15 protein-coding genes are annotated in these 11,489 nt (G+C 58.9%); 2 read left to right on the top strand and 13 right to left on the bottom strand.

What is annotated here, in order from left to right:
- The 13 genes from ACWIZX_RS12425 to ACWIZX_RS12365 form a co-directional block, all read right to left on the bottom strand.
- Positions 1-454: lytic transglycosylase domain-containing protein (locus ACWIZX_RS12425; protein ID WP_448336000.1), on the bottom strand; the 454-nt coding region annotated here is incomplete at its 3' end.
- Positions 447-914 (bottom strand): hypothetical protein, encoded by a 468-nt coding sequence (locus tag ACWIZX_RS12420; RefSeq protein WP_448335999.1) that lies wholly within the window; start codon positions 912-914, stop codon positions 447-449. The genes ACWIZX_RS12425 and ACWIZX_RS12420, both read right to left, overlap by 8 nt.
- Positions 911-2,266: a FliI/YscN family ATPase gene (locus ACWIZX_RS12415; protein ID WP_448335998.1), complete on the bottom strand. Its 1,356-nt coding sequence runs from the start codon at positions 2,264-2,266 to the stop codon at positions 911-913. The genes ACWIZX_RS12420 and ACWIZX_RS12415 overlap by 4 nt, the downstream gene beginning before the upstream one ends.
- Complete coding sequence (locus ACWIZX_RS12410; RefSeq protein ID WP_322794614.1) at positions 2,263-3,186, bottom strand: FliH/SctL family protein; 924 nt, start codon at positions 3,184-3,186, stop codon at positions 2,263-2,265. The genes ACWIZX_RS12415 and ACWIZX_RS12410 overlap by 4 nt, the downstream gene beginning before the upstream one ends.
- Positions 3,170-4,186, bottom strand: coding sequence for a flagellar motor switch protein FliG (gene fliG, locus ACWIZX_RS12405; protein WP_322794615.1), 1,017 nt, complete (start codon positions 4,184-4,186; stop codon positions 3,170-3,172). The genes ACWIZX_RS12410 and fliG overlap by 17 nt, the downstream gene beginning before the upstream one ends.
- Positions 4,179-5,852, bottom strand: coding sequence for a flagellar basal-body MS-ring/collar protein FliF (fliF, locus tag ACWIZX_RS12400; RefSeq protein ID WP_448335997.1), 1,674 nt, complete (start codon positions 5,850-5,852; stop codon positions 4,179-4,181). Before fliF ends, fliG begins: the two co-directional genes overlap by 8 nt.
- A gap of 17 nt (positions 5,853-5,869) precedes the next feature.
- Positions 5,870-6,172, bottom strand: coding sequence for a flagellar hook-basal body complex protein FliE (gene fliE, locus ACWIZX_RS12395; RefSeq protein ID WP_322794617.1), 303 nt, complete (start codon positions 6,170-6,172; stop codon positions 5,870-5,872).
- Positions 6,173-6,174: 2 nt separating this feature from the next.
- Positions 6,175-6,390 carry a flagellar basal body rod protein FlgC gene (locus tag ACWIZX_RS12390; protein ID WP_448335996.1) on the bottom strand — a complete coding sequence of 72 codons (216 nt, stop codon included), beginning with the start codon at positions 6,388-6,390 and terminating at the stop codon, positions 6,175-6,177.
- Positions 6,344-6,616 (bottom strand): flagellar basal body rod protein FlgC, encoded by a 273-nt coding sequence (locus ACWIZX_RS12385; RefSeq protein ID WP_448335995.1) that lies wholly within the window; start codon positions 6,614-6,616, stop codon positions 6,344-6,346. The genes ACWIZX_RS12390 and ACWIZX_RS12385 overlap by 47 nt, the downstream gene beginning before the upstream one ends.
- A 200-nt stretch (positions 6,617-6,816) precedes the next feature.
- Positions 6,817-7,191 carry a flagellar export chaperone FliS gene (locus tag ACWIZX_RS12380; protein ID WP_448335994.1) on the bottom strand — a complete coding sequence of 125 codons (375 nt, stop codon included), beginning with the start codon at positions 7,189-7,191 and terminating at the stop codon, positions 6,817-6,819.
- Between the two features lie 114 nt (positions 7,192-7,305).
- Positions 7,306-7,617 (bottom strand): flagellar protein FlaG, encoded by a 312-nt coding sequence (locus tag ACWIZX_RS12375; RefSeq protein ID WP_448335993.1) that lies wholly within the window; start codon positions 7,615-7,617, stop codon positions 7,306-7,308.
- A 69-nt stretch (positions 7,618-7,686) separates the two neighbouring features.
- On the bottom strand, positions 7,687-9,402 hold the full coding sequence (gene fliD, locus ACWIZX_RS12370) for a flagellar filament capping protein FliD (RefSeq protein ID WP_448335992.1): 1,716 nt from the start codon (positions 9,400-9,402) through the stop codon (positions 7,687-7,689).
- A gap of 91 nt (positions 9,403-9,493) precedes the next feature.
- Positions 9,494-10,336, bottom strand: a complete 843-nt coding sequence (locus ACWIZX_RS12365; protein ID WP_448335991.1) for a flagellin — start codon at positions 10,334-10,336, stop codon at positions 9,494-9,496.
- Positions 10,337-10,605: 269 nt separating this feature from the next.
- Here ACWIZX_RS12365 and ACWIZX_RS12360 point away from each other — a divergent pair, with 269 nt between their 5' ends.
- Together ACWIZX_RS12360 and ACWIZX_RS12355 are read left to right on the top strand one after the other, a co-directional pair.
- Entirely contained in the window at positions 10,606-11,004 is a 399-nt protein-coding gene (locus ACWIZX_RS12360) for a hypothetical protein (RefSeq protein WP_322794483.1), read from the top strand.
- Positions 11,005-11,081: 77 nt separating this feature from the next.
- A partial coding sequence (locus ACWIZX_RS12355; RefSeq protein WP_448335990.1) for a hypothetical protein occupies positions 11,082-11,489 on the top strand: 408 nt, incomplete at its 3' end.

The following is an 11,489-nucleotide window of genomic DNA, read 5'->3' as shown; positions in this document are numbered from 1 at the left end:
TGTAGGCTGCCAGCGCCAGCTGCACATTGCCGTTGTAACGTTTGAGCAAATTGCTCAAAAAGCGCACCCCGCCGTCAATGTTTTGGACCGGGTCAAACGGATCGGCAACTCCAAGGCTGCGGGCTGTGCCGGGCATCAGCTGCATTAAACCCATTGCCCCAGCGCGGGAAACCGCCTGCGGGTTGAAATTCGACTCAGCCTTGATGACCGCCTGCACCAGCGCCGGGTTGACATCGTACTTTTGGGCCGCCTGCTGAATGAGAGCATCAAAACTGCCCGCCCAACCCGCCGCACGCACCCCCTGAGGCGAATAACCGCCGCCGGCTTCTCCATCCAGCGGGTTCACACCCCCCGCAGCGGAGTTTTGACCGGGCTGCGCCATTTTTTCAATCAACTGGAACAGCAGACGGTAAATGACTGCCTGAAACTGACTGCTGAAAATCGAATTATCCATGGGATGGCGCCTCCGAAAGCCGCTGGCGGTAGGCATGGGCAATGTAAATATCATCCTGGGCGCGGGCTTCTTTTTCTGCTTCGATCTGCGTGTAATGTTCCACATGCTTGCGTTTGAGGATTTGCAGGGTCTCTTCCTCCTGACGGGCTTTGACCAGTTCCACCCGCTTGCTTTCCACTGCGGCGCGCGCCTGCTCCAGTTGAGTTTCCAAAGCCTTTTTCAGCTGGTCGCTATCCTGCAGTTCGGCGCGCATCAGCGCCAGTTTTGCCAGGTCCAGCTCGCCCATCTGCATTTCGGCAATCTGTCGCATCAGCCGAACCCGCCGCTCGCAGAGATGTTCCAGCGCATTTTCAATCTTCATCTGCTCCATCAGCCGCTGACTTAATTCCAGCTCACACGATTCCACCCGGCTGTGGCGCACATCCAGCACACTTTGTAAATTGAAACGCGGTACCATCATTCAACCTCCTTTACCGGCTCAGCGGTCTTCTCTCCAACCGCCATTTGCAAAATCGAAAGGGTTTCTTCAAAGGACGATACTTCTTTGCTGCCCTGCTGTAAAAAGGCGGTCAACATCGGCATGACGGCAATCGCCGCGTCAATGTCTGGGTCAGAACCGGCTACATATGCTCCAATGTTGATCAAATCGCGCGCCTTTTCGTAGGTGGCCAGGTGTTTGCGGGCAGCCGCTGCCAGTTTGAGGTGCTGTTCATCGGTCAGGGCCGGCATGACGCGGCTGACGCTGTTCAGCACATCAATCGCCGGGTAGTGGTTGCGGGCAGCCAGCGCGCGGCTGAGGATGATGTGCCCGTCCAGAATACCGCGCACCGCATCGCAAATCGGCTCGTTGAAATCATCGCCCTCCACCAGAACGGTGAAGAAACCGGTAATTGAACCGTGCTGATTGCGCCCGGCCCGCTCTAACAGGCGCGGCAGCAGCGCAAATACCGAGGGGGTATACCCTTTGCTGGCAGGCGGCTCACCCACCGAAAGCCCAATCTCGCGCTGCGCCATGGCGAAGCGGGTAACCGAGTCCATCAGGAAGGTCACGTCCAACCCACAATCGCGGTAATACTCGGCAATCGTCATCGCCACAAAAGCCGCTTTCAAACGCACCAGCGCCGGCTGATCGGAGGTGGACACCACCACGACCGACCGTTCCAGCCCGTCCGAACCCAAATCGCGTTCGATGAATTCGCGCACCTCGCGCCCGCGTTCGCCGATCAGGGCAATCACCGAAATATCGCTGCGCGAGTTGCGGGCAATCGAACCCAGCAACGTGCTTTTGCCCACACCGCTGCCAGCGAAAATACCCAAACGCTGTCCCTTTCCGCAGGTCAGCATCCCGTCAATCACCCGCACACCCGTTACCAGCGGTTCGACAATCGGCGGGCGCTCCAGCGGGTGCGGCGCGGCGCGGTTGGTCATCTTCCACTCCACCGTCCCAAGCGGACCTTTGCCGTCAATCGGCTGTCCCAACCCGTCCAGCACCCGTCCCAACAGGGACATGCCCACCGGCGCTTTGAACACACTCGAAACCGGCCGCACCAGACTGTCCGGCTGAATGCCTTCCATCGTCCCCAACGGCATCAGCAGCATCCGTTCGTTGCGAAAGCCGATCACCTCGGCCTGCAGCCGCCCGCCGTGGCTGGCTTGAATTTCGCAAACCTCACCGATCTGGCAGTTCAGCCCAACCACTTCAATCGTCAGGCCGATCACCTGAGTGACCCGCCCGGCAACCTGCACGGTGTTCAGGCTGCGCAGCGCGCTGCGAAAACGGCCCAGATCAGGTGGTTTCACTTCCACGCTCATGCCGCCATCTCCTCACTGGATTGGACTTCGGCAAAAGAAGCCAGCAAATTGCGCAATTGAGTTTCCACCCGCGCATCCACTGCCCCGTACTGCCCCTGAATGTAACAGCCGCCGCGGGTAATTCCCTCGGCCGGAATGACCTGCACTTTGTTGCCCAGCACCAGCGCCTGATACTCCTTCCACTCCGGATCGAGGCTGGCTGCATCCTTTGGGTTGAGGTAAACTTTCAATTCGCCCAGGGTGCTGGCTTTTTCGACAATGCGGTTGAGGTTGATCTGCAGCGCCTGATCATCCAGCGCAACCCCCTGCCCAAACAGGGCTACCGCCATTTCACGAACCATATCCAGCACAATTTCCTCGCTGGATGCCACCAGATTCTGCTTCCACGCCTGCGCTTCGGCAATCAGTTCCGCGCAGGCTTGCAAGGTATTCCTCATTTCTTCCTGCGCTCTCGTCAGCCCTTCCTGATAACCGGTTTGGCGCATGGCTTCCAGCTCATCGGCTGCCCGCAGGCGAATTTGACCGGCTTCCTCCTCGGCGCGGCGCAAAATTTCGGCGGCCTGCTGCCGGGCTTGCTCGATGATCGAAAGCGCTTCCTGCTGCTGCTCCCAGCCGGACGGGTGAGGTTGATCGCCAATGAAAAAGCGGTTCACTTCATCATCTTCGTCCACAAAAGGCGGGGTGTACTCCAAATCCGGAGCGTTCCACACCCGCAGCCTTTCGACCTGTCCGCCCTGCAGCAGGCCGGACCGCCGCCCGGCGCTACCTGCCAATGGGGTTTCCGGCAGTTGAAACAGGTTGAGAATTTCGGCCGCCTGTTCCTGCGTTTCAACTTCGGCCTGCCCGACCAGATCCGGCATCTGCCACGCCGTAAACTGCCCCGATTGGCTGTGCTTGAAAATCCTAGAGGATGACTTCATTTTCACCACCACCGCCAATCACAATTTCGCCGGCTTCTTCCAGCGCGCGCACGGCATCCACAATTTTGCGCTGGGCGGCATAGACGTTCTTTGCCAGCTGCGGGCCTAAAATTTCGATTTCTTCCTTTAGGTTTTCGCGCGCCCGCTCGGAAAGGTTGTTGAAGATCTTGTCTTTCAGTTTCTCAGGAGCCGCTTTGAGCGCCAGCGCCAGTTCGGACTTGCTGATGTCGCGCAGCACCCGCTGGATGGCGCGGTCATCCAGTTTGATCAGGTCATCAAAGGTGAACATGTTGGCGCGGATTTCTTCCACCAGTTTGGGGTTGCTGGCTTCCAGCGCTTCCAGGATGGTTTTCTGCACGCCGCGGTCCACCATATTGAGCATTTTGACCAGAAAGGTCACCCCGCCGGTTGCGCGGAAGTCAGCTTCGCTCAGCACGCTGGAAAGTTTGTTCTTCAAGTTCCGCTCGACCACCTGCACCACCTGCGGTGAAACGCGGTCCATCACCGCCAGCCGCAGGGTGACTTCGACCTGCAATTCGCGCGGCAGACTGGTAAGAATGTCGGCGGCCACTTTGGCTTCCAGATACGAAAGTACCAGGGCAATGGTCTGCGGCATTTCTTCCTGCAGCAAAGCAGCCACTTCTTCCGGGTTGGCGTTGCGCAGCATTTCAAAAGAAGACAATTGCTGATGCACCGAAATGCGCTCCAGAATTTCAGCGCCGCGCCGCGGACCTACCGCCCGCGCCAGCAGCTGGCGGCTGTATTCAATGCCGCCGCCGCGCAGGGCTGCATCCGCCGTGCTGAATTCCACCGCTTCCTGCAGGGCTATGCGGCGCACCTCCGGCGGAATGGGACCCGTTTTACCCAGCGCCAACAGCACCCGTTCGATTTCGCCCTCGGTCAGGTACTGCAAGATCTTGGAGGAGGTATCCACCCCCAGGGTCAGCAGCAAGGCTGAGGCTTTGTCAATTCCCGTAATCGCAGTGGATGGATTATCCATGGTTCCTGTTATCCTCGTTCAACCACAGTTGGATAATTTCCGCTACGGTGGCCGGGCTTTCCTCAGCCAGCCGGCTGACAACTTTGGCGCGTTGTTCGTCCTCCGCCGAGTTGACCGGCGTGAAGCGCGAGGAAAGTTCCACCATCACATCTTCGGTCTTTTGATTGAGCGCCGCCCGCTGGGCCGTCATCGGCGGTAAACTTGCGCCAGCCTCTGGAGCGCCAATTTGCCCCAGCGGCGGCACAGTCTGCCCCTGCAGCGCCGCCAGTTCGGCGGCCGGCATCATCACCGGCTGCCAGGCCTGCGCCGTGGCTGCCCGCAGGTGACGGATCTGGCGCGAGAAGAAGAAGATCAGCGCCGACAGCAAAATCACCGCCGCGGCTGCCAGCCCGATTTGAATATACAGATTGGTTTGTTCGGCCTGCGCCATCTCGGCGGCTTGCTGTTCGTAGTAGGTGCGGTCGAACGGCATGGACTGCACCACCACCTCATCGCCGCGCGCTTCGTTCACACCGGCGGCAGCTGCCACCGCCGCTTTGACCATCTCGACCGACTGGGCATCCAAGCCGTCCACCATGACCGAAACGCTGATGCGGCTGATGCGCCCCGGCGCCTGCACTTCGCGAGATTCCACCTGACTGATTTCGTAATTAATGGTTTCCTCGCTGCGCGAATAGGTCATCGCCCCGTTTTCACCCGTCACCGGCGGCAGGGGTGTCGGCAGGTTCGAATCGGCGCCCGGCACACCCCCCTCAACCGCTCCGGATGTGGTGTAATTTTCAACGATCTTTTGAGAACTGCGCACCACCGGCGTAGGCTGCTGCTCCATCGTATTGGACACAATTTCGCGCTGCGTCCAGTCCATCGCCACGGCTGCCTGCACCACCGCCCGGTTCGGCCCCAGCGTGCGGTCCAGCATCAGCTGCACCTGTTTGCGAATCTCGGCTGCGGCTGCCTGTTCGGCGGCGCGCTGATTGTCGGTGACAGCGCTGAGCGAACCGGCTTCATTGCCGCCGCCTGCCAGCAGATTGCCGTTGCTGTCCACCACCACCACATTTTCCGGCTGCAAGCCTTCCACGCTACTGGCCACCAGATGGGTGATCGCCCGTACCTGGGCGGCATCCAGCGCCTGCCCCACGCGTTCCTTGATGGTGATGGAAGCGGTGGTAGGCGACTGCTCGCTGCTTAACAACGTGCGCTCCGGCCGCACCACATGCACACGCACGGCTTCCACCGCTTCCAGGCTGCCGATGGTGCGTTCCAGTTCGCCTTCCAGCGCGCGCTGGTAGTTGATCTTTTGGGTGAACTCGGTCATCCCCAGCGTATTGCCGCTGAACAATTCGTAACCGACCGTACCGCTCTTGGGCAGTCCCTCGCGCGCCATGCGCAGGCGCACCTCATAGACCTGATCGCTCGCCACCAGAATGGTGCCGCTGTCCCGCAGGCGGTAGGGAATGCGGTTTTCGTCCAGTTTCTGCACAATCTGCGCGGCATCGTTTTCGCTCAGGCCGCTGTAGGCTACCGAGTACGAGGGCGTGTTCGCCCAATTGATCAACACCGGCACCAGAATCAACGCCGCCAGCAGCAGAGAAATGATCACGATCCGCTGGGATTGGCTTTGTTTTTTCCAGTAATTCAAAAATTGGTTTTGCAGGGGTACCATCATAAGCGTTTCTCACCCGTTCAGACTTGCATGCGCATGATTTCGTGGTAGGCTTCCACCAGTTTGTCGCGGATTGCCAGCGCCACGCGGAAATTGACATCGTTTTCTTCCAGACCGATCATCACCGTGTGCAGGTCAACGTTCTCGCCCAACGCCAGTTTCTGCACCAGATCGTCCGCCTTCAATTGCGATTCGTTGAGGGAATTGAGCATTTCCTCAAACGTTTTGGTGACCGATTGCAGGTTCGCCGAAGCCGGTTTGGGGACGCCCTGCGGCTCGCTGGCTCGATAAACCGATGAAATGGAAACCGGCGGGATGTTCATGCCTACCTCCCGATATCCAGCGCGCGCAGTGCCATGCGTTTGGCGGCATCAATCAGCGTCAGGTTGGCTTCGTAGGAACGGGTTGCCGAGATCATGTTGGTCATCTCCACCAGCGGGTTGACGTTGGGGTAGGTGACATAGCCTTCCTCGTCGGCATCCGGGTGGGTGGGGTCATACACGCGCGGACCGGGTTCCGGGTCGGTGATGATCTGCGCCACGCGCACGCCGCCCTGTACGACAGCCGGCTCGCCGCGCCGCCACAAACGGCGGCAGAAAACCGCGCTTGTTTTCCGGCATGAAGACAACATCCTTGCGCTGGTACGGCCCGCCTTGCGCTGTGCGTGTGGTTTGGGCGTTGGCAATGTTGTTGGCAATCGTATCCAGACGTAATCGCTGGGCCAGCAAGCCCGATGCACCAATTCGTAAAGACTCCCAGAAACTCATAGCACCACTCCTTGACTCCTGACAGCAGGATAGCACAAGCCCAAACAGATTTCCGTAAAGTTGGGATGAAGGCTGAATAAAAACGGCGTTAAAAACGTAAAATACACCTCCGGTGAAGGGGGGTGTATTTTACTGTGGGAGAAACGCTATGCGATTGTCTGGAGTGGTATTACCGATAAACCGATCGCAGGGTGTGGGAGTCAGGCTGCCTGCGTAATCGTCGAGGTATAGGCGGCCGCCGGAACGCCGGGTTGGGGCGGCGGAGCGAAGCGCTTTTCGGTCATCTTCCACGCATCGCGCAGTTCCTTCAGCACGTGGAGGGCTTCGTCGTATTCACCCTTGCGGATGCAGTCGAGGCACCACTGATACAGCCGGAAGAGACCAACCGCTACTTCGGGATAATCAAAGTTGAGGGCATCGCGCAGGACGCTGATGGCTTTGGTTGCCTTTTCAAAATCCTTCACTTCGCAGGATTGAATGGCCAGGTCGTAAGCCATAATCACCAGACGGAGCGGGCTGGCGCCCATCACATCTTGCTGCCGGTATTCTTGAGTGCGGTATGCGGTCTGGTACATGATTCAGGTCTCCTCTAATTCGTTCTTGCCGTGCTGGTTTTGGTGTTGACTACCCTTAATTTCGACTGACCGGCTGCAAACTTTAGCCCTGCGCGGTAAATTCTGCGTAAAAACTCACGCCATCAGTTCGATCAAATCGCCGGCTTTGAGTTTGCTCAGCTCTTCCGGCGGGATGGTGCGGATGATCTGGCGTGAGGCGCGGTCCATGATATATACCGTGACCTCGTGGGTTTCACGGTCCACATTAAAGCGCAAAACCACGTCCGAGGTACGCGGTTGGGGGGAGGGGCTGGCAGCCGATTCGCCCGCCTCACTGCGGCGCGGAGCAGCCGCCGCCTTTTCGCTGTAAAAATCCACCACCTGCTGGATGCGCGTGGAGGACTCTCCAGCCGGTGGGGAAAGCGGGGTAACGTTCAGTTCGTTCATCTCGTCACCTCATTTCTGCTTCCTTGCAGTTCAAAAAATCCAAATCAACGGTTCCATCCAATGCGCAGCTTAACCGCTGCGGAAAAAATTGCCGTACATGCTGTTCATTTGCTGAGAGGTGTACAGCATCAGCGTCATCCGGGTTTGCATTTCGGCAAACTGTTGAATCAGGGTCTGCTCGCGCTGCGCCAGCCGCTCGTTCATCTGGTCAATGGCTTTGCGGGTCAGTTCCATCTGGCTTTCAACCGACTGCTGCGATTTCTTGATATAACCGTCCGCGCCGGTGAACTGGTTCAGGCGGCTGTCCAGCGCGCCGAGCGCCGCATCCAGCAGCGCTTTGACCGCGTTGCGGTCGCTGCGCAGGGCGTTTTCCAGCGCGCTGCGGCTGTTGATGCTGGCTTTCAGGTCATCGCTCAACTTCAGCCCAATGTCCTCCAGCCGGCTGAAGGATTGCCCGGTGGTGTAAGAGGCCTGAAACTGGCGCAGCAGATCAAAGCGCAGGCTGCGGAACATGCCGTCCCCGACCAGCGCGCCGCGCGTGTAGGTGTTATTACTGTTCTTGACGGTGGCGGTTTTATCCGCCAGGTACTTTTGCAGGGCATTGAACTGATCGAGAAAAGCCTGCACCGCTTTGACATCCGCGCTGAGGTCATCCTCTACAGTGAGGGAAGCAGCCTTGCCCTCCGCATCCGCGCTCAGCGAGAGGCTGACCCCGTAGATCACATCGTTCAGGTTTTCGTTGCGCCCGCGCTGAACGGTCAGGCCGTTGACGGTGAAGACCGCATCGCTGGGGGTTTGCAGCACGGTTTTGAACGCGCCGCCCTGCAGAACGCCGAGCGACTCCAGTACACTGCCGCTCTCATCGGCGGCCAGCAGCAGCACGCCCACGCCGCTGAGCTGATGGGTTAACACCAGGTGGTTGTTGACGATCGAAGCGCTGACGCGGCTGCCCTCGGCATAAACCGCCTGATTGATTTTAGCGGCAATATCGGCCAGGCTGTCCCCGGCGCTGACGGCGACGGCAGCTCCCTGCGGGGTGTAGTTGACCGAAGCAGCCCCGCTGCCGCGCGAACGCGCCTGCAGAGCGGCCGGGTCAAATTCAATTTTCAGGCCGCGCCCGGTATCCACCCAGCCGGCTTCAGTGGGGGCTGACTGCCATTCGCTGGTGTAACTGCCGTCCGATTTGCGGATGGACTGCGCCTCGCCGCGGCTGTTGACCAGCCGAAACTGCCAGACGCCTTCCTGCTGGCGGGTTTCGACGTAGTAGGTATCGCTGCCCAGCGCTGGTTTACCGTCCAATGGTGCGGCGGTCTGGAAGGCGAGGATGCCCTCCGCCGCAACCGCCCCCGAAACCTGCGCCGCCGCCAGCCCGCCCAAACGCAGCGTGCCGCTCAGCCCCAGCGCCTGATTGATGTACTCGACCGCATCCGAGCGGACGCGGTGCGCCCGTGCCAGCGATGTAACACTGATTTCGTACTGCCCGGCTGCCGCGCTGCTGCTGGCGCTGGCGCTCAGCACCGTGCTGCCGGCCGCCGCGGGAGTCACCTTGACCGAACGGGCATTGCCCAGCGTGTAGGTCGGCTGGCTGCTGATCAGGCTGCGCAGCGCGCTTTGCAGGCCGGTGAGCAGGTTGTTCAGGTCGTTGTAAACCGCCTTCTGCACCTGCAGTTCATCGCGCCGCGCGGTTAAACGCTTCAACGGCTGGCGTTCGGCTTCCAGCGTCTGCTGAATGATGGTGCGGAAGGTGGGGTCTAATTGGGTCGCGGAAATCGTGTTACTGCTCATGGGCGTTTCCCTCTTTTAGGGGTGAGCGGGGGGCGGCTCATTCAGGCTGCCCCCCGCCTTGTGCCATCGGCGGACGGTCAAAGTCCGGGGTTTAGCGGAACAGCGAGAGCAGGAACTGCGGGGCAGTGTTGGCCTGCGCCAGCATCGCCGTTGCGGTTTGCTGCAGGATCAGGTACTTGCTGGCATTGACCTGTTCTTCCGCCATGTTGGCGTTCATAATCCGGTTGTAAGCGGCTTCGACGTTGATCTGGGCAGCCGCCACCTGGTCTTCCTTGAAGGATAAGCGGCCGATCAGCGAACCGAGATTGGACATCTTGGTATTGATGGTGGTCATTGCTGATTCAACCTTGCCAAGATATGTGGTGAATTCAGCAGCCGTGGCCGATCCCGTTGTGATACCGCTTGGTTCTACCTCTAAATCTGCAGCCTTGATCCCGCTAATTGCCGTGAAGGTAATTGCATCGGATGAATCTGCACCGGTTTGGAAACGAAAATCGGTCGTTGAATCGAGCAGCTTGGTATCGTTCCATTTGGTTTGATCAACCAGATCGTCAATCTGAGCTGCAAAGGCAGTTAACTGGGTCTTGATGATGTCGCGTTCTGCCGAACCCATCGTATCACTGGCACCCTGGAGTGCTTTGTTGCGCATTTGCAGCAGAATGTCGTTGATGCGGCTCAGGCCGGATTCGGCAACCGCCAGCAGGTTCTTGGCGTCGCCAATGTTGCCGAGGGCAACTTTCAAACCTTCCGATCTGGACTGCAGCTTGGTGGCGATGGACAAACCGGCCGGGTCATCCGCTGCGGAGTTGATGCGCTTACCGGTTGCCAGACGAGTTTGATAGGTAGCCAGTTGTTTGTTGATGCCCTGTAAAGAATTGAGGGCGTTCATTGCGCCGATGTTACCGGCAATTCGGGTGATATCTATTTCAGCCATTTCAAACCTCCTTGTTTGTGTGTGGCGGGGATCCTTCCCCTTGTGGAATGAGAATTTGGAAAACGATGTTTATTGGATTACCGCCGGGTTCTTTCTACCGTTCCGGCGCTGGGTGATGAACCCGGGACCAGCGCCACCGCCGATTGACTGCCTTACGCTTTACACCTCATTGGTTCGATATTCAACACCTCCGCCTTTCAATTTGCTATAATAGTTATCGTCAAAACCGCGCGTTTCTTTAGCCGCTGGCATAAAAAAGGCATAAAAAAGTGGCGCAGTCCCCCAAACCCATTTCCCGTTCTACGCTGCTGCAAATCCTGCTGGTGCTGGCGCTGTGCGCCGGCTCGTTGATTCTGCTCAACCTGCTGGGGGTGTTCCGCCCGCCGCCCACCGAATCGGTGCTGGTCTTTCGGGTGGAAGCCACCGGCGGTTATGCCAATATCACGCTGCAGGCCGGCAAGGAGGTCATCTCCAAGACCACCACCGTCACCACGCCGTGGGAAAAGCGGGTGGTTGTGCCGCGCGGCGAGGAAGTCTATCTGACCGCTTCCAACCCCAGTCAGACCGGCCAGCTTTCCTGTACCATTCTGCTGGAAGGGCGGGTGTGGAAACGCGAGCGTACCGAAGCGCCCAAGGACGGCGTCGCCTGCGCCGGCATCGTCCCGTGATATGAAGTTTCCTCCTCCCCAGCCCGCCGCGAGGGGGCAGGGTGAGGGATGCGCCTGGCGCGGGCTGTCGGGAGGCTTTGAGAACGCCCGTGCGTGCCTTGATGTTCACCTTCCGCAAAACCGCCCAACCGACTGGCAGCATCCATCCCTTCCGCAGATTTGATCCCCCCTTACCTCCCGAAAATCGCCCGCCGGGCAGCATCCATTCGCTCCGCCGTTTTGACCCCCTCCTCACCTCCCGAAAACGCAGGAATGACTTTGAGAGCGTTCCATCACAGCAATTCTCAGGCAGAGTTCAGCCTGCGTATTCCTCAAAACTGCTCGATCCAGCGGACAGCGTCCGTGCTGTCAGGATAAAAATTACCCCCTCCTCACCTCCCCCAAAAATCGCAGGAATGACTTTGAGAGCGTTCCATCACAGCAATTCTCAGGCAGAGTTCAGCCTGCGTATTCCTCAAAACTGCTCGATCCAGCGGACAGCGTCC

Source organism: Bellilinea sp. (assembly GCF_053501535.1).
This window is presented reverse-complemented; position numbering and strand designations above follow the sequence as displayed.

Bases quoted from the DNA above. Each gene is read 5' to 3' on its own strand.
- fliF (WP_448335997.1), bottom strand. From the start codon at position 5,852: ATGATGGTACCCCTGCAAAACCAATTTTTGAATTACTGGAAAAAACAA.
- fliD (WP_448335992.1), bottom strand. From the start codon at position 9,402: ATGAGCAGTAACACGATTTCCGCGACCCAATTAGACCCCACCTTCCGC.
- ACWIZX_RS12375 (WP_448335993.1), bottom strand. From the start codon at position 7,617: ATGAACGAACTGAACGTTACCCCGCTTTCCCCACCGGCTGGAGAGTCC.
- ACWIZX_RS12385 (WP_448335995.1), bottom strand. From the start codon at position 6,616: ATGAGTTTCTGGGAGTCTTTACGAATTGGTGCATCGGGCTTGCTGGCC.
- ACWIZX_RS12380 (WP_448335994.1), bottom strand. From the start codon at position 7,191: ATGTACCAGACCGCATACCGCACTCAAGAATACCGGCAGCAAGATGTG.
- ACWIZX_RS12420 (WP_448335999.1), bottom strand. From the start codon at position 914: ATGATGGTACCGCGTTTCAATTTACAAAGTGTGCTGGATGTGCGCCAC.
- fliG (WP_322794615.1), bottom strand. From the start codon at position 4,186: ATGGATAATCCATCCACTGCGATTACGGGAATTGACAAAGCCTCAGCC.
- ACWIZX_RS12410 (WP_322794614.1), bottom strand. From the start codon at position 3,186: ATGAAGTCATCCTCTAGGATTTTCAAGCACAGCCAATCGGGGCAGTTT.
- ACWIZX_RS12365 (WP_448335991.1), bottom strand. From the start codon at position 10,336: ATGGCTGAAATAGATATCACCCGAATTGCCGGTAACATCGGCGCAATG.
- fliE (WP_322794617.1), bottom strand. From the start codon at position 6,172: ATGAACATCCCGCCGGTTTCCATTTCATCGGTTTATCGAGCCAGCGAG.
- ACWIZX_RS12415 (WP_448335998.1), bottom strand. From the start codon at position 2,266: ATGAGCGTGGAAGTGAAACCACCTGATCTGGGCCGTTTTCGCAGCGCG.